The following is a 16,449-nucleotide window of genomic DNA, read 5'->3' on the forward strand; positions in this document are numbered from 1 at the left end:
GCGCGGCAACCTGGCGCGGCCGAGGTCAGTTCGCCGCGGGCTCCGGTGCCCGGTCCGCACCGGTCGAGGTGGCCGCCGGGCCCTCGGTCTCGTCGGGTGCAGCGGTAGCCGCCTGGCCGGCGAACCAGTTGATACCGCCCGGCCCGGCGGCCGCCAGCGCCGCCGCCGCGCGAGCCACCGGGTCAGCCGGTGGGTGCGTGCTGTTCTCCGACTGCGGGGGGCCCGGCCGGCCGGCCACGGCGCCGTTGCGCTGCTGGGCGGACGGGTCGACGCCGTCGGCCGCCGCCCGGTCCACCTCTGACCCGTCGCGGCCGGTGTCCCCGGGTGGGGTCGCGTCATCCCGGCCGGCGGTGCTCTCGGAGTCACCGCCGGACACCACGGCCGGCTCGCCGCCGGCGCGGCCGGACCCCGTGCGGGACGACACCATCGGGTACTCGGCGGTCTCGGTCCCGCCGGCTGCGGCGGCCATCACTGCTGCGGCCGCCAGGTCGGCGACCCGCTTGGCCTCCCGCTGCACCCGGGCCCGGATCTCCTTGGCGTGTCGCTCGGCGGCCTCGGCGGCTCGACGTGCCTCCTCCAACCGCCGGCTCTCCGCCACCAGGTCGCGGCTGGTCTCCTCCAACTGCTGCCGCAGCCGGGTCAACTCGGCCTCCGTGGCTTCCTTGGCGCGGGACGACTCGTCGAGCTGCTGCCGGGCCTCGTCCAGCTCCTGGCCCAGCTCAGCCATTGCCTCCTGCTGCTCGCCGACCGCCAGCTGTACGGCGTGCAGCTGCTCCTCGGCGGCCTCGGCCTGCTCGTCGCTGAGCTTGCGTACCTCGGCCGCCTGCTCGTCGGCGCGCTTGCGGATCTCGGCGGAGTACTGCTGGGCGTCCGCGATCATCGAACTGACCCGCTGCTCCGCGGCGGCCCGCTGGGCGGCCAACTCGCGCTCGACCGTCGCCCGCTGCTCGGCCAGGTCCTCCTCGGCGGCGGCCCGCCGCTCCGCCAGCTCCTCCTCCACGGTGGACCGCCACTGGGCCAGCTCCTGCTGGCTCTGCGACCGGGCCGCCTGGATCTCCTGATGGATCTGGGTGCGTGCGGAGGTGGTCAGCGCCTCGGACGCGGCCCGGGCCTGCTCGATCTGCTGGCGGCACTGCTCGCCGATGCGCTGCGCCTCCTGTTGGGCGCGTTCGTGCGCGGCCTCACCCTCGGAGCGCAGCCTGTCGGCCCGCTCGCGGGCCTCAACCAGCTCCGCGTCGGCTGCCGCCCGCAGCTCCTCGTACGTCTTCTCGTGCTCGGCGCGCCGGCCGGCCAGCTCCTCGTCGAGGTCGGCCAGTGCCTTGACGGTGCGATCCCGCGCGTTGGCGAGCGTCTTCTCCGCCTCGGCCTGAAGCTTGCTGGCCCGCTGGGTGTGGGTCTCGATGATCGCCGCGGCCTGCTTCTCGGCCAGGTCCAGGATCTGGCCGACCATCGGGCCGACGTCCTGGAAGGTGGCCTTGTCCAACTGCGCCGGTCGTTGGCGCAGCTCGGTCACCTCACCCTGGACCGCCTGCAGCTTGCCGGTCAGGTCCCGCACGTGCGTGAGGACCCGGTCGCGCTCCGCCGAAACCATGGCGAGTCGGCTGTCCATCTGCTCGACGTAGCGTTCGACCTGCCGTTTGTCGTACCCGCGCATAGCGACCTCGAAGTTAGGCCGCGAGGCCAGGTCGTCGCGGGTAGCGAACGGTTCCTCGCCGATGGACATGCCCCATCCTCCATACGATCGGCAGCGCCACACCGGCCGGCCGGCGGCGATGACGCGCAACGTTACCGCTGCTCCGACTGGTCTGTCCTCCCACCCCGGTACCGTTTTCCCGCCGCCTGACGGATGGTGCCGGGTTCGGCTGGCGCGCCTGGCCGTTGTGGTCGTCGCTGGTTCCGGATCGGAGTCGGGTCGCGCCGTGCCGTGCCTGCGTATCGAACCGCGTCTACCAGTGGGGACGTCGTCCGGGAGCCCGGTGGACGCGAGCAAACCCGCGTCTTGACAGCTACTTAGGTTAGGTTAACCTAACCGCATGTCGAGCGGACTGGCGTCGGACGACGCCGAGCAGAGCCTACGCGGAAGCGACCTCCGCCTGGGTTACCACGGCACAACAGTGGTACACGGTGCGGCCATCACCCTGCGCCCCGGCGCGGTGACCGCCCTCGTCGGCCCGAACGGCAGTGGTAAGTCCACCCTGCTTCGAGCGCTCGCCCGACTGCACCCGATCGACAGCGGCACGGTGCTCTTCGCCGATGGGAGCGCCGCGGCCGGTCTGCCGGCCAAGGAGTACGCCCGCCGGGTCACCCTGCTCGCCCAGAGCCGCCCGATCCCCAGTGGCGTCACCGTGCGGGACGTGGTCGGCTACGGTCGCCACCCCTACCGGGGACGGTGGCGGGCGGAGGACCCCGACGGGCCCGCCGCCATCGCCCGGGCGATGGCGGTCACCGGGGTCACCACGATGGCCGACCGGCCGGTGGACGAGTTGTCCGGCGGCGAACTGCAGCGGGTCTGGCTGGCAACCTGCCTGGCCCAGGACACCCCGGTGCTGTTGCTCGACGAACCCACCACCTTCCTCGACCTGCGTTACCAGGTGGAGATCCTCGACCTGATGCGCGACCTGGCCGACGACCACGGTGTCGCCGTCGGCGTCGTGCTGCACGACCTGAACCAGGCAGCCGCGGTGGCCGACGAGGTGGTCCTGCTCGACCGCGGCCGGGTCCGCGCCACCGGCACCCCCGTCGAGGTCTTCACCGAGCAGGACCTGACCGAGACCTACGGGATCCGAATCGAGGTCGCCACCGATCCGTTCAGCGGACTGGTGACCACCCGCCCGGTCGGCCGGCACCTGACACGTATCCCGGTCTGAACCCAGACCCACCACGAAACCCACCCGAGAAAGAACATCATGTCCCGTACCCGTGTAACCGCCCTGGTGGCCGCCGCCACCGCGGTGCTGCTGGCCGCCTGCGGCACCACCGAGAACACCACCGAGCCCGCCGCCTCCCCCTCCGCCGCCGGTGGACCGGTCACCGTGACCGACAGCCGGGGCAAGGAGGTCAAGCTCGACGCCCCCGCCACCAAGGTCGTCGGCCTGGAGTGGGGCGAGGTCGAGATGCTCGTCAGCCTCGGCGTCATGCCGGTCGGCGTCGCCGACCCCAAGGGGTACGCCACCTGGGTGACCGCCGCCAAGCTCGACGCCGGCGTCAAGGACGTCGGCACCCGAGGCGAGCCGAGCGTCGACTCCATCGTCGCGCTCGAGCCCGACCTGGTGGTCATGGAGGACGACCGTGGCGCCAACCTGATCACTCAGCTGGAGAAGTACGTCCCGGTCGTCGTCGCCAAGGGCAGCGACGCCTCGGACAACCTCGGCCGGATGCGCACCGACCTCAAGATGATCGCCACGGCGGTCGGCAAGACCGCGGAGGCGGAGAAGCTGCTCGCCGACTTCGACGCCGCCCTCGCCGACGGCAAGCAGAAGATCGCCGACGCCGGCGCGGCCGGCAAGCCGTTCGCCATCGCCGACGGCTGGAAGGAAGGCAGCACGGTCAGCATCCGGATGTTCGGACAGGGCGCGCTGGTCTCCCAGATCGGAATCCAGCTCGGCCTGACCAACGCCTGGGAGGGCGAGACCGACCCGGCCTGGGGCCTGGGCCAGACCGACGTCGAGGGCATGACCGTGCTCAAGAGTCCGGACCTGCACTTCTTCTACAACGCCTCGGACGGCACCGACGTCTTCGCCGACGGCCTTAACAGCAACGCCATCTGGAAGTCGCTGCCCTTCGTCAAGCAGGGCAACCTGCACCGGATGCCCGACGGTATCTGGACCTTCGGCGGGCCGCTCTCCGGCAAGCAGTACATCGACCAGTTCGTCAACACCTACGCGGTGTGACCGTGCTGACCGCGCCACCGCGTCCGGAGCCGGCTCTCCAGCCGGCTCCGGCCGGGCGCCTCTCGGCCCCCCGGGTCGTCGGGGCCTTCGTCGTCGCCATCGCGCTGCTGCTGGTGGTCGTCGCGGTACACCTCACCCAGGGCACCTCCGCGGTGGGTGCGCTGGACCTGCTGCGGCTGCTCACCGGTGGCGACGACGAGACCACCCGGGTACTGATCGCCTCCCGGCTGCCCCGGCTGCTCGCCGGGCTGACCATCGGCGTCGCCCTCGGCTTCGCCGGTGCGGCGCTGCAGTCGATCGCCCGCAACCCGCTCGCCTCGCCGGACACGCTCGCCGTCAACGCCGGCGCACACCTGGCCATCGTCTCGGTCGCCGCGTTCGGTATCGCGCTGCCCGCGCTGCCTGCCGGGGGCCTCGCCTTCTGCGGTGGGCTCGCCGCCGCCGGCCTGGTGATGGCGTTGTCGGCCGGCGGGCAGGCCGGAACCACCCGGCTGATCCTCGCCGGTTCGGCCACCGCGATGGCGCTCAGCTCGGTGACCATGCTGCTGCTCCTGCTCTTCGAACAGGCCACCATCGGGCTGTTCGCCTGGGGCAACGGTTCACTGGTGCAGAGCGACCTGGACGCGCTCACCCAACTCGCCCCGGTGATCGTCGCGGCCATCGCGATACTGATGCTGCTCGGCCACCGCCTCGACATCCTCGCCCTGGGCGACGACACCGCCACCGTGCTCGGCATCGACGTACGGCGTACCCGGCTGGTGGTCACCGTGCTGGCCGTGCTGCTGTCCGCCGCGGCGGTCACCCTCACCGGGCCGGTCGGCTTCGTCGGCCTGGGCGCCCCGGTGATCGTCCGGCTGCTCGGCCCGCTGGTGCCCGGGGTGCACCGGCACCGGATCCTGCTGCCGCTGTCCGGCATCGCCGGCGTGCTCATCGTGCTCGGCTCCGACGTGCTGCTGCGGGCCCTGATGGGCGGCCAGGCCGGCGTCGACATCCCCACCGGGGTGGTGACCACCCTGCTCGGCGCGGCGATCCTGATCTGGCTGGCCCGGCGACACCGCGACGCCGGTCCCACCCGCCGACCACCGGGCGGCCACGCGGCGATCCGCTCCGCCGCCTTCCACCGCACCATCGTGGCCGTGGCGGCCACGGTCACCGCCGTCGCGGTGCTGGTCGGCATGCTCGCCGGGGACACCTGGGTGCTGCTCGGCGACATCGTCAACTGGGTCAACGGCAGCACCGGGCCGGCGTACACCTTCGTGCTGGACCAGCGGTGGCCGCGCGTCGCCGCGGCGATGCTGGCCGGCGCGGCCCTCGCGATCGCCGGCACCACCGTGCAGGCGGTCTGCCGCAACCCGCTCGCGGAGCCCGGCATTCTCGGCATCACCGCCGGCGCCGGCCTCGGCGCGGTCTCACTGCTCACCTTCGTGCCACTGGCCGGCGTCTGGGCCGTCTCCGGCGTGGCCGGGCTCGGCGCGATGCTCGCCTTCGGCCTCGTCTACGGCGCGGCCTGGCGCGGCGGGCTGAGCTCCGACCGGCTGGTCCTGATCGGATTCGGCGCCTGGCAGGGCGGCATGGCGATGATCACTTTCATGATCGTCGCGTTCGATCCGTGGAACACCGGCAAGGCCCTCACCTGGCTCTCCGGCTCCACCTACGGCCGCACCGCCACCCAGGTGCTGCCGGTGGCGATCGCCCTGCTGGTGCTCACCCCGGCCGTGGTAGCCGCCCGGCGTGAGCTGGACCTGATGACGCTCGACGACGACACCCCGCGGGTGCTCGGCGTGCGGTTGGAGCGGACCCGCCTGATCGCGCTCGGTGCGGCGGCGCTGCTCACCTCGACCGCGGTCTCCGCCGTCGGCGTGATCGGCTTCGTCGGCCTGGTGGCCCCACACGCCGCCCGCGCCCTCGTCGGCGGCCGGCACGCCCGGGTGCTCCCGGTCGCCGCACTGCTCGGCGCGGCGCTGGTCAGCCTCGCCGACACCCTCGGCCGCACCGTGATCGCTCCGGCCCAGATCCCCGCCGGGCTGGTCACGGCCATGATCGGCACCCCGTACTTCGTCTGGCTGCTGTGGCGCTCGCGCGCCGTGGCCGCGCAGCCCCGGTAAGCGCCCCGACCGCACAGGGAGACACCATGACCAACACCCTGCCCATCGCGCCGTGGCGGCTGTTCGCCGTCGAGGTCCGGGCGGTACGCCGGCTCAGCCCGTCCTTCGTCCGGGTCACCTTCACCGGCCCGGACCTGGACCGTTTCGCCGACAACGGCTACGACCAGCGAATCAAGTTGGCGCTGCCGCTGCCCGGGCAGTTCGGCGTGCGCCTGCCGCAGGGGCCGGACTGGTACACCCGGTGGCGGGCGCTGCCGGACGAGCAGCGCAACCCGATCCGGACCTATACCGTCCGCGCGGTCCGGCCGCAGCTCAGCGAGGTCGACGTCGACCTGGTGCTGCACGGCGACGGTGGGCCGGCGACCCGGTGGGCGCGGCGGGTCCACCCCGGCGACGAGATCACCATCGTGGGCCCGGACTCCGGGTACGGCGGTGACCACGGCGGGGTCGAGTTCCGGCCCCCGTCGACCGGGTGCCTGCTGCTGGCCGGGGACGAGACGGCGGTGCCGGCGATCAGCGGAATCTGCGAACGGCTACCACTGGACGCACGCGGCCGGGTGCTGCTGGAGGTGCCCGACGCGGCGGATGCGCTACGGCTGGTCACCCCGCCCGGGATCGAGGTGACCTGGCTGCCCCGGGGCACCGGCGCGTACGGCAGCCGGCTGGTCGCTGCCGTCGCCGCCGCCGCGGAGGAGTTGCTCTCCGGCGCTGCGGGCACGCCGTACGCGGCGAGCACGCCCGGCGCTGCGCTGGTCGACGACGTGGACGTGGACCACGAGATTCTCTGGGAGGTACCCGACGCGCTCCCGTCGGCCCCGCTCTACGCGTGGCTGGCCGGCGAGGCCGGGGTCATCCGTACCCTCCGCCGTCACCTGGTCGCCGAACGTGGCCTGGACCGCCGCGCCGTGGCCTTCATGGGCTACTGGCGCCACGGCCGCCCCGACCCCTCCTGACCCCGAGCGGTTAGGGGAGGGGGTAGGAGATGCCGCGGGCGTGGTCGGTCAGCGCGGCGGCGACGACGGTGGCCTCCAGCGGCAGGACCTCCAGGCAGCGCCGGACGGCGGCGGCCATCAGCGTGTTCGGTACCCGCATGGACAGCGTGCAGTGCGGTACCCAGCGGCCCGGCCGGTAGTGCTCGACCAGCCCGACGCCGGCCGCGGTGAGCTGGTCGTGCACCCGCCGGTGATGCTCCAGCAACTCCGGCGTGGGGGCCGGGCCGAGCCAGAGGACCCGGCCGACGAACTGGCCGGCGTGCTGGAACGACAGCCGCAGCGGTACGGCCAACGTGGTGCCGGCCAACGCCGCCGCCACCCGTTGCGGGTCGAGGCTCGGCGCGACCGCGAGCGAGACGTGCGGCCGGTGCCGCTGCTCCAGCAGGGAACGCAGGCTCTGCACCCCCTCGGCCTCCAGGGCATCCCAGAGCACCCGGATCCGGCGGGTGGCGGCGGTGTCCAGGTAGAGCTCCAGCGCGGCAACCACATGATCATTCTAGGCCAGCGGTCACGGCACGACCACGGCCCGACCCTCCAGCGTGCCGTCCTGCATCATCCGGTACGCGCGCACCGCGTCGTCCAGGCCGAACGTGGTCGTCTTCGGTCGCACCAACCCGCGCGCGCCGAGGTCGAGTACCTCGATCAGCTCCGGCCGGCTGCCCCAGTACGTGGTCTGGACGCTGACCTCGTACGGCACCGAGAAGAAGCCGACCGACAGCGAGCCGCCCCCGATGCCCACGATGGTCAGGTCACCGACGGTCCGCGCGGCGGCGACGCCGATCTTCAAGGTGGCGTCGACGCCGACGAAGTCGAGCACCACGTCGGCGCCCTTGCCGCCGGTGGCCTTGCGGATCTCCTCGGCGGTGCTCCCGTCGCTGCGCAGCGTCAGGTCCGCGCCGCACTCCTCGGCGAGTAGCAACGCCTCGTCCCGGTTGTCCACCGCGATGACCCGCGCCGCGGTGGTGGCCTTGAGAATCTGCACGCCGACGTGCCCGAGCCCGCCGACGCCGATCACGACCGCGGTGCTGCTGGGCGGCAGCTTCGGCCAGGACCGGCGGATCGCGTGGTACGGGGTGAGGCCCGCATCGGTCAGCGGTGCGGCCTGCACCGGATCCAGACCCTCCGGCAGCGGCACCACGTGCCGGGCCGCCGGCACCAGCTCGTAACCGGCCATCCCGCCGTCCATGCCGAGGCCACCGCCACCGCCCGGCACCGGCGCGGCGGCCAGGTCCTCGCAGTAGTTGTCTGCGCCGACCCGGCAGCGGGCGCAGCTCCCGCAGCCCCAGGGGCCGTAGACCGCGACAGCCTGGCCCACCTCCAAGCCGGTCACGCCGTCACCGAGGGAGTGCACCCAGCCGGCGTTCTCGTGACCGAGCGTGAACGGCGGATTCCACGGCACCGCGCCCGCCTCGAAATCGTGCATCAGGTGCAGGTCGGAGTGGCAGGCGCCGGCAGCACCGATCCGGACCACCACCTGGCCCGGGCCGGGCGTCGGCTCGTCGACCTCGACCAGCTCCGGTTCGGTCTTCCAGCGGGGCAGCCGCAGCGCGCGCATCCTTGCCTCCGGTATCGGTGTCACCTGCGGCACGGCCTCCCCGCTGGACGCCGGTCCAAACCAACTCCGCCCGCTGCCGTCTCACGCCTCCCGCAGGCCGGACGGGATCCCTGCTCCCGGCGCGGTGACCTCCGGTGCCCCGCTGACCCCCCAACCGTTTCCGGTCCCCAACGCTGCGGATGGGTCAGCCGCTGCCGGCGGTCGTCCCAGCGGGCGGCGTAGCGGCCGGTGCGCCGGTCGTGGAGCCGTTCGCGGTGCCCGCGTAGTCCCCCGGTCGTGGCGGAGCGGCGGCGGGCTGTGCCGGTTCGGCCAGGGGTGCGGGCCGGAACCGGGCCAGCGCCCGATCGACGCCGACGAGCAGCAGACCGAGCAGCCAGAACACCACGGCGAGGCAGGCCGCGACGATCCCCACCCCCGGGTAGCCGAGCTCTCCGGCATCGAGGAAGGGGTACGGGTAGCGGTGCACCACCAGCCCGCGTACCAGCGCGAAGCCGAGGTAACCCAACGGAAACGCCAACCACCACAGCGCGTGCCGCAGACCCAGCCGGCTCTGCCGGCCGAGCCACGCCCAGTCGACGATGGCGAGCAGCGGCACCACGGTGTGCAGGAACTGGTTGCCGAGCGACTCACCGAGGGCCCGGTCGGGCTGGGGCATGGCGAACGGACTGGCCGGGTTGGCGAGCACCAGGTGGTACACCACGGCGGTGATGGCGATGTAGAGGGTCACGGCCCCGGTGAGCGCGGCCGGCGGGTCCGGCCGACCCCGGCCGGTCTGCCATAGCGCGTACCCGGCGACCAGGCCGACGGCGAGATTGCTCTGGATGGTGAAGTACGGCAGCAGGCCGGTCACCGTGGCCGGGCCGAGCGCGGTGAGCACCACACCGGCCAGCACGCTGATCACGATCGCCAGGCGGAGCACCACCGCCGCGGAGGCCTGCCGCACAGTCATCGCGGCACGTTACCAACGGGTGCGGCCCGTGGTCACCACCCCAGCGGTTGCCGAACCGCCCAGTCGGCGGTGCACTGAACTACATGGGTGTAATCAAGGTGGGTACGTCCTCGTGGGCCGACCGGACGCTGCTGCGCTCCGGCTGGTACCCGCGCGAGGTGAACACCCCGGCCGGCCGGCTGGGCCACTACGCCGAACGGTTCGGGCTGGTCGAGGTGGACACGTCGTACTACGCGGTGCCCGCGCCGGAGACGGCGCAGGGCTGGGTCGACGCCACACCCGACGGGTTCACCTTCAACGTCAAGGCGTTCAGCCTCTTCACCGGGCATCCGACGCCGGTCACCACGCTCCCCGCCGACCTGCGTCCGAGCGGCGGGCCGGACCGGATCCGGCGGCGTGACCTGCCGTCGGCGGCGTACGACGAGCTGTGGAGCCGCTTCCGGGCGGCGCTGGCACCGATCGCGGCGGCCGACCGGCTCGGCGCGGTGCTGTTGCAGTTTCCGCCGTGGCTGGCGCGCGGTGACGCGGCCCGCCGGCGGATCGCGGAGCTGGCGTCGCGCTGCCGGCCCTGGCGGGTCGCGGTGGAGTTACGGCACGCCTCCTGGTTCGACCCGGCGGCCGCGCTGGAGACGCTGGCCTTCCTGCGTGAGCAGGGGTTGACCTACTGCTGCGTGGACATGCCGCAGGGCCACCCCGACTCGGTGCCGCCGATCCCGGTCGCCACCGCCGACCTGGCGATGATCCGGTTCCACGGCCACAGCAGCGCCTGGGCCGGCGGCGACAAGGAGGACCGGTTCCGCTACGCCTACGGTGACGAGGAGCTGCGCCGCTGGTCCGAACTGCTGGTCGAACTCGGCGGGCAGGCCGACGAGCTGCACGTGCTGTTCAACAACTGCTGCGCCGGTCAGGCACAGCGCGACGCGGAACGGCTGGCCGGCCTGCTCGGTGTCGGCACCGGACGGACCGTACCGTCCTGACCGGCCGCCCGGGACCAGCGGCGGCGACGCGGTAGGCGTGACGCGGTCGGCCCGACGCGGTGGGCGCGATGCCACCGTCGGTCCCGGTTCAGCCGTGCCAGGTCCCTTCCGGACGCATGCCGGTCGCCTCCTCCAGCGCGTTGTCCGGCAGGTCCCCGCCGGCCTCGTCGTCGGGGAAGCTGCGCCGCGACGGCGCCGGGTCCGGCGGCGCGCCCGGCCCGGCCGCCGGCGTACGGGTCGGCTCCACGGAGCCGAACCCGTGCCGGCCGGCGGGCCGGTTCGCCGCGTCGCCCGCAGCCGCGTCGCCGGCCCGCCGCTCACCGCGCCGTCCCTCGGACACCGCGGTCTCCTCGCTACCCTCGTTCATCGGCGAGTGCTCATCGGCGCCCCACGGCGGGTCCGCGTCGAAGCCGTCCGTGGTTCCCCAGGGCGCGACGTTCTCCGGCCCCCGGTCCTGCCTGTCCTTGGCGCTCATGGCCACCTCGCTGATTCGGTGCGCCGGTGCGGGTCGCGGGCCGGCGGTCGCGGTCCTGCCGTGGAAGCTGCCGTGCCGGCGGGCTGCCGGCCGGCAACGCTGCCCTGCCGTCAGCGGCCGGACATCGCCATCTGCCGCCGGACCGCGTGCATCGCCGCCATCCCGCCGGCGCCCTTGCCCATCGTCTTCGACCCGTGCATCAGGCCGTTCGCCCGGCCGAACATGCCGCGCAGGACCTGCCCCGGCTTCTGCTGCTCACCCATGTACGCGGTGACCACGATCAGCGCACCGGTCAGCGCCGGAATCGCCCACTGCAACATCTTCAACTGGCGCTGGCAGGACGCCACGTTCGCCGGTGTCTGTCCGTTCGGTTCGGTGACCCCCTCGACCGACGGCCGACCGGCCTTGGCCAGGCGCATACCGAGCAGCCGGCTGTAGCCGGTCACCGCCAGGGCGCCGACGGTCAGCGCCGTCTTCACGGTGCTCGCCCGGCCGACGCCGGCCTGGGTGACCATCCGCGGGCTCTCCGTCACCAGTTCGCCGACCGCACCGGCGAGGTGGGCGCCGATGGCGGCCGCGTTGACCGGGGTCCAGCGGGTCCAGCCGGTCGAGGCCGTTTGCAGCCGCTGGGTCGAGTCGCCGATCCGGGCCGCGGCGCCGTTGACGCCGAAGGCCCCCATCAGAGATCCGCCGAACCAGGCCGCCAGGCCCAGATCGTGCATCGAACGTAGCGCGGTGTGACTGTCAGACATGAGGTCCCCTTCCGCCGTGTTGGGCGCAGCGGCTTACCCAGGTCCGGGACGGCTAATCGCCGAGGTCACGGTGCGCAACGGTGCCACGGGTGAACTCCCGACGTCGCCAGGGCAGACCCGGCACCGCCCGGGTCAGCGCGGCGGCAGGCCGGTGGCGAAGTCGGCGACCCGCGCGGCCAGCGGCCTGGCGGCGCGTACCCAGGTGAAGTGGTCCAGCGCGGTACCCGGGGCGTGGTAGCGCTCGCGCTCGACGGGGGCCGCGGTGAGCTTGGCGCAGAGCCGGTCCAGCGTGGGGTGCGGGGTGTACTGGTCGCCGTCGACGCTGATCGCCAGCACGGGAGTGTGGATCCGGCCCACCGCCGACTCGGCGTCGACCCCGCCGATGTGCGGGAAGCGGCCGGTGCGGGCGGTGTGCGCCCAGTCGCGGATCACCCCGTTGGCCTGCCGGCCTCCGAATCCCCACCCGGGCCAGACGCCGAGCATCCGGGACGTGGCGGCGATGCCCTGGGTGTAGGGCAGTACGCCGTAGCGACGGGGGCCGGCGAAGTCGCGCCAGTAGGGGATGCCGACGGCGATCAGCGCCAGCCCGTCCACCTCGTGGCCGCCGTGCAGGGCCAGGTGCAGCACGGCGGCCTGCCCGCCGAGCGAGTGCCCCAGCAGCAGGGTGCGGCGGCCGTCGAGCCGTGGCTTGAGCGCTGCCCGCGCCGCCCCGATGTCGGCGGCCAGCTCCGCGTAGCCGTACCGGCAGGCCCGGCTCGGCCGGGGGGTGCTCTCGCCGGTGCCGCGCAGGTCCGCCACGACCACGGCCAGCCCGGCGTCGCGCAGCGCGGCGGCGAACGGCCGGTAGTAGCGGGCCCGGACACCCATCGCCGGCGCGATCAGCACCACCGGGGCCTCGGCCACGCCGTCGGGCTCCGGGTAGACCTGGATGCCGAGACGGGCACCGTCGACCTGGACGAACTCCTGCTGGTACTCCACCATCGCGCTCACCCCGCCAGGCTACCGGCGAGTAGCCAACGGCCCGGGGGCCGCCCCGGCGTACGTGCCGGGACGGCCCCTGGGCGTGACCTCAGGAGACGGTGATCGCGCCGTTTGCGGCGCGTACGCAGGCGACGGAGCGGGCGGCGGTACCGGCCGCGCCGGAGAGGCACTGGCCCAGCACCTGGTGCCCGGCGGCGTTCGGGTGCCACGACTCCTGACAGGTCTGGAAGTAGGTCACGCAGGTGTTGGCGATCCGCTGGATGGCGATCTTGTCCTTGCCGGAGAGGCTGGTCACGAAGGTGCCGTTGGGCGGGTTGTCCATCAGCCGGATCGGGGTGGCCAGCGTGCCGGTCGGGCTGTTCGCGCTCTCGCAGAGCCGGGCGCCGTCGAAGGCCCGCTGCACGTTGAGGTAGACCAGGTCGGTGCTGGGGAACTCGGCCGCCAGGGTGGTCCGGGTCGAGTTCACGATGCTGCCGAGGCCCTGCGAGAAGCGGTGCCCGGGAGCGAGGCTGGCCCGGTGGATCGGGCAGCCGGCCGCGTACCGCTCGGCGCCGAGCGCGCGGAACTTGTCCCGGGTGTCGTCGCGGTTGTCCTCCGAGTGGTAGGTCGGGGCCAGCTCCAGCGGCAGCGGGTTGGTGTAGTCCTGCAACACCACCCGGTGCTGCCCGTCGGCGTCCACCTCACGCAGGGTGTTCAGGATCTGGCGTACGGCCGCGGTGGTCTCCGCCGTGGCGGCGGTGATCTGGGCGGCGGTGGCCAGGTCGGCGTCGGAGCAGGGCTTCTGCTCCACCGGACCGTTCAGGTACGCCCAGAACTCCCACCAGCCGGTCCAGGCGTCGGCGATGAACCGGTTGGCGCACTTCTCGGCGACCCCGCCGAAGGTGAACGAGCTGTTGTTGGAGCCGAGCCCGATCAGCACCAGGTCGATGTCGTGGGTCTGGGCGACCGCGCGCAGCTGGTCGAGTTGGGCGGAGACCTGCCGCCCGCTGGCCCGTGCGGAGGACGCGGCGGCGATGTCGTGCGGCTGGCCGCCCGAGCAGGCCAGGTTGAAGCGGTCCTGGATGCCGGGCAGGGACGCCTTGTGCAGCGACGCGTTGGCCGACCGGTGGCAGAAGAACGCGTTGCTGTTCGGTGCTGTCCATCCGGGGAAGTCCCGCGCCACGCCGGTCGCGTCGACCACCGGTTGGTAGGCGCCGGCGCCTTCACCACTGATGAAGCTGTCGCCGAGGGCGATCGCGGCGGTGGGCAGCGCCGCCGAGGCGGGGGCGGGTGTGGCGACGGCGGTGGCGAGGGTCGCTGTGGCGACGGCCAGGGCCATCGCGGCGGCGGTACGACGCAACGCGGACATGGGCATCCCATCCGTTAATGGAAATGTGAAAGATCCTCTGGTGCCGTGATGAGATCACGCAGGTGTGACGAACGTCAACAGTGGGAAACATCTGTGACGCCTGGGGTTGACGGGGCCGGCGCGTCTCGAGGGTGCCCCGCCGCTCGCGGTCGACCTCGGGCACCGGGCATAAGGTCAGGCGTCGGGGCGTTGATCGCGGCAGGTCCGCCAGCAGCGGCCCACGGCGTGCCGTACGGGTGTCCGCACGGGTTGTCGGGGCGTACGGCTACGCTCGCTGCGGCGTGCCCGCGCCGGGCCGACCGCCGACGGTGCGGGGCAGCACATCGCCGAGACCGGGGAGTACGACCAGTTGACCGCAGAGCCTGAGACCCTGTACGGGGCCGATGACCTCACGCACCTCGAGGGGCTGGACGCCGTCCGCAAGCGGCCCGGCATGTACATCGGCTCCACCGACAGCCGTGGCGTGGGTCACCTCGTCAACGAGATCCTCGACAACTCCACCGACGAGGGTGTCGCCGGTCACGCCAAGAAGATCGAGATAATCCTGCACGCCGACGGCTCGGTGCAGGTCGACGACGACGGCCGGGGCATTCCCACCGACGTGCACGCCCGCTCCGGCATCTCCGGCGTCGAGTTGGTGCTCACCCGCCTGCACGCCGGTGGCAAGTTCGGCGGCTCCGGCTACAAGACCTCCGGCGGACTGCACGGTGTGGGCGCCTCGGCGGTCAACGCGTTGTCCCGCCGGTTCGACGTCACGGTCCGCCGCGCCGGCAAGGTCCACGCCATGTCCTTCCGGCACGGTGTGCCCGGCATCTTCGACGGAGACGGCCCCGACGCGCCGTTCACCCCCGGCCCCGGGCTCCAGGTCGTCGGCGCCATGAAGCGCGGCCACCGCACCGGAACCTCGATCCGTTACTGGTACGACCCCCGCTACTTCGAGACCGGTGCCACGCTCGACCACGACGCGGTGCGGGCCAAGCTGCGGCACACCGCCTTCCTGGTGCCGGGCGTCAGCTACACGCTGCGCGACCACACGGCCGACGAGCCGACCGAGGAGAGCTTCCACTACCCCGACGGGCTCACCGACATGGTGGAGTTCCTCGCGCCGGCCGGCGAACGGCCCGTCTCCGGCATGTTGCTGGTCATCGGCGAGGGGACCTACCGGGAGAACGCCGCCGACGCCAACGGCGTCATGCAGTCCAACGTGCAGCGGCGGGCCGAGGTCGAGGTGGCGTTCCGCTGGGGCACCGGCTACGAGCGCACCGTCGAGTGCTTCACCAACACCATCCGTAACGCCCACGGCGGCACCCACCGCAAGGGTTTCGAGCGGGCGCTGGCACGTACCCTCGCCGACGCCGTGCGCAACACCCGCGGCCTGCTCAAGGCCAAGGAGGAAGCCCCCACCCTGGACGACGTCCTGGAGGGCATGACGGCGGTGGTGCACGTGCGGGTGCCCGAGCCGCAGTTCACCTCCCAGACCAAGGACGAGCTCTCCACCGCCGGCGTCACCAAGGTGGTGCAGGGGCTGGTGGAGCAGCACGTCAAGTCCTGGCTGGAGGACCGCAAGACGAAGACCGAGGCCCGCACGGTCCTACAGAAGATCGTCGACGCGGCCCGGGTACGGCTCACCCAGAAGCAGCAGAAGGACGCGGCCCGCCGCAAGACCGCCCTGGAGGGCGCGTCGATGCCCGCCAAGCTGGTCGACTGCCGCGCGGCAGGCATCGAGAGAAGTGAGCTGTTCATCGTTGAAGGGGACAGCGCCCTCGGCACGGGCCGACTTGCCCGATCCTCGGAGTACCAGGCGCTCCTTCCCATTCGCGGCAAGATCCTGAATGTGCAGAAGGCCAACCTCCAGCAGGTGCTCGACAACGCCGAGTGCGCGGCGATCGTGCAGGTGCTCGGCGCTGGCTCCGGGCGCACCTTCGACCTCTCGGCACTGCGCTACGGCCGGGTGCTCATCATGGCCGACGCCGATGTCGACGGCGCCCACATCCGGACGCTGCTGATCACCCTCTTCGCCCGCTACATGCGGCCGCTGATCGAGGCGGGCCGGCTCTACGCCGCGATGCCGCCGCTGCACAAGATCACCACGAAGGGGCGCAATCCGGAGACGGTCTACACCTACACGCAGGTGGAGATGGAGACGACGGTGCGCAGGCTGGAGAAGGCCGGCAAACAGATCGTCACTCCCATCCCGCGCTTCAAGGGGCTGGGCGAGATGGACGCAGACGAGTTGTGGGAGACCACGATGAACCCGGCCACTCGGGCGGTACGCCGGATCACGCTGGACGACGTCGAGGCCGCCGAGCGGATCCTCGAACTGCTGATGGGGGAGAAGGTCGAGCCACGTCGCAACTGGCTGATCAACTCCGCTGACCGCGTCGACCGCGACGCCATCGACGCCTGACCACCGGCCTTCTCGGAA

General features: G+C 72.7%; 14 protein-coding genes. 6 read left to right on the forward strand and 8 right to left on the reverse strand.

Features of this window, described 5'->3' with window-relative positions:
* Positions 1-25 precede the first annotated feature (25 nt).
* The gene (locus BMY89_RS02935; protein ID WP_111313785.1) at positions 26-1,723 is read right to left on the reverse strand and encodes a DivIVA domain-containing protein; all 1,698 of its coding nucleotides are present in this window, start codon (positions 1,721-1,723) and stop codon (positions 26-28) included.
* Positions 1,724-2,033: 310 nt separating this feature from the next.
* Here BMY89_RS02935 and BMY89_RS02940 point away from each other — a divergent pair, with 310 nt between their 5' ends.
* From BMY89_RS02940 to BMY89_RS02955, 4 genes are read left to right on the forward strand one after another with little or no spacing between them, the layout of a single operon-like run.
* On the forward strand, positions 2,034-2,867 hold the full coding sequence (locus tag BMY89_RS02940; protein WP_092374347.1) for an ABC transporter ATP-binding protein: 834 nt from the start codon (positions 2,034-2,036) through the stop codon (positions 2,865-2,867).
* Between the two features lie 39 nt (positions 2,868-2,906).
* Entirely contained in the window at positions 2,907-3,890 is a 984-nt protein-coding gene (locus tag BMY89_RS02945) for an ABC transporter substrate-binding protein (protein ID WP_092374350.1), read from the forward strand.
* Between the two features lie 5 nt (positions 3,891-3,895).
* Entirely contained in the window at positions 3,896-5,995 is a 2,100-nt protein-coding gene (locus BMY89_RS02950; RefSeq protein WP_092375469.1) for an iron ABC transporter permease, read from the forward strand.
* 26 nt (positions 5,996-6,021) lie between these two features.
* The gene (locus BMY89_RS02955; protein ID WP_092375471.1) at positions 6,022-6,948 is read left to right on the forward strand and encodes a siderophore-interacting protein; all 927 of its coding nucleotides are present in this window, start codon (positions 6,022-6,024) and stop codon (positions 6,946-6,948) included.
* Positions 6,949-6,958: 10 nt separating this feature from the next.
* Here the strand turns inward: BMY89_RS02955 and BMY89_RS02960 are convergent, their stop codons facing one another.
* The 3 genes from BMY89_RS02960 to BMY89_RS02970 all read right to left on the reverse strand — a co-directional run bounded on the left by BMY89_RS02960 (position 6,959) and on the right by BMY89_RS02970 (position 9,491).
* Positions 6,959-7,474, reverse strand: a complete 516-nt coding sequence (locus BMY89_RS02960) for a 2'-5' RNA ligase family protein (RefSeq protein WP_092374353.1) — start codon at positions 7,472-7,474, stop codon at positions 6,959-6,961.
* A gap of 21 nt (positions 7,475-7,495) precedes the next feature.
* Positions 7,496-8,542, reverse strand: a complete 1,047-nt coding sequence (locus tag BMY89_RS02965) for an NAD(P)-dependent alcohol dehydrogenase (RefSeq protein ID WP_092374356.1) — start codon at positions 8,540-8,542, stop codon at positions 7,496-7,498.
* 184 nt (positions 8,543-8,726) lie between these two features.
* Positions 8,727-9,491 (reverse strand): Pr6Pr family membrane protein, encoded by a 765-nt coding sequence (locus tag BMY89_RS02970; RefSeq protein WP_170147595.1) that lies wholly within the window; start codon positions 9,489-9,491, stop codon positions 8,727-8,729.
* Between the two features lie 83 nt (positions 9,492-9,574).
* On the opposite strand from BMY89_RS02970, the gene BMY89_RS02975 reads away from it, so the two are divergent.
* On the forward strand, positions 9,575-10,468 hold the full coding sequence (locus tag BMY89_RS02975; RefSeq protein ID WP_092374359.1) for a DUF72 domain-containing protein: 894 nt from the start codon (positions 9,575-9,577) through the stop codon (positions 10,466-10,468).
* Between the two features lie 88 nt (positions 10,469-10,556).
* Here the strand turns inward: BMY89_RS02975 and BMY89_RS02980 are convergent, their stop codons facing one another.
* The 4 genes from BMY89_RS02980 to BMY89_RS02995 form a co-directional block, all read right to left on the reverse strand.
* Positions 10,557-10,943: a hypothetical protein gene (locus BMY89_RS02980; RefSeq protein ID WP_092374362.1), complete on the reverse strand. Its 387-nt coding sequence runs from the start codon at positions 10,941-10,943 to the stop codon at positions 10,557-10,559.
* 110 nt (positions 10,944-11,053) lie between these two features.
* Positions 11,054-11,695, reverse strand: coding sequence for a hypothetical protein (locus BMY89_RS02985; RefSeq protein WP_092374365.1), 642 nt, complete (start codon positions 11,693-11,695; stop codon positions 11,054-11,056).
* Between the two features lie 132 nt (positions 11,696-11,827).
* On the reverse strand, positions 11,828-12,676 hold the full coding sequence (locus tag BMY89_RS02990) for an alpha/beta hydrolase family protein (protein WP_092375474.1): 849 nt from the start codon (positions 12,674-12,676) through the stop codon (positions 11,828-11,830).
* Positions 12,677-12,764: 88 nt separating this feature from the next.
* On the reverse strand, positions 12,765-14,024 hold the full coding sequence (locus BMY89_RS02995; protein WP_092374368.1) for an SGNH/GDSL hydrolase family protein: 1,260 nt from the start codon (positions 14,022-14,024) through the stop codon (positions 12,765-12,767).
* Positions 14,025-14,373: 349 nt separating this feature from the next.
* Between BMY89_RS02995 and BMY89_RS03000 the strand changes: the two genes are divergently transcribed.
* Positions 14,374-16,431 carry a DNA gyrase/topoisomerase IV subunit B gene (locus BMY89_RS03000; protein ID WP_092374371.1) on the forward strand — a complete coding sequence of 686 codons (2,058 nt, stop codon included), beginning with the start codon at positions 14,374-14,376 and terminating at the stop codon, positions 16,429-16,431.
* Positions 16,432-16,449: the final 18 nt, after the last annotated feature.

Source organism: Micromonospora phaseoli, assembly GCF_900109115.1.
Classification (GTDB): domain Bacteria; phylum Actinomycetota; class Actinomycetes; order Mycobacteriales; family Micromonosporaceae; genus Micromonospora; species Micromonospora phaseoli.

Coding starts and splice junctions, on each gene's coding strand:
- BMY89_RS02935 (WP_111313785.1), bottom strand. CDS start 1,723: ATGTCCATCGGCGAGGAACCGTTCGCTACCCGCGACGACCTGGCCTCG.
- BMY89_RS02940 (WP_092374347.1), top strand. CDS start 2,034: ATGTCGAGCGGACTGGCGTCGGACGACGCCGAGCAGAGCCTACGCGGA.
- BMY89_RS02945 (WP_092374350.1), top strand. CDS start 2,907: ATGTCCCGTACCCGTGTAACCGCCCTGGTGGCCGCCGCCACCGCGGTG.
- BMY89_RS02955 (WP_092375471.1), top strand. CDS start 6,022: ATGACCAACACCCTGCCCATCGCGCCGTGGCGGCTGTTCGCCGTCGAG.
- BMY89_RS02965 (WP_092374356.1), bottom strand. CDS start 8,542: ATGCGCGCGCTGCGGCTGCCCCGCTGGAAGACCGAACCGGAGCTGGTC.
- BMY89_RS02970 (WP_170147595.1), bottom strand. CDS start 9,491: ATGACTGTGCGGCAGGCCTCCGCGGCGGTGGTGCTCCGCCTGGCGATC.
- BMY89_RS02975 (WP_092374359.1), top strand. CDS start 9,575: ATGGGTGTAATCAAGGTGGGTACGTCCTCGTGGGCCGACCGGACGCTG.
- BMY89_RS02980 (WP_092374362.1), bottom strand. CDS start 10,943: ATGAGCGCCAAGGACAGGCAGGACCGGGGGCCGGAGAACGTCGCGCCC.
- BMY89_RS02985 (WP_092374365.1), bottom strand. CDS start 11,695: ATGTCTGACAGTCACACCGCGCTACGTTCGATGCACGATCTGGGCCTG.
- BMY89_RS02990 (WP_092375474.1), bottom strand. CDS start 12,676: ATGGTGGAGTACCAGCAGGAGTTCGTCCAGGTCGACGGTGCCCGTCTC.
- BMY89_RS02995 (WP_092374368.1), bottom strand. CDS start 14,024: ATGTCCGCGTTGCGTCGTACCGCCGCCGCGATGGCCCTGGCCGTCGCC.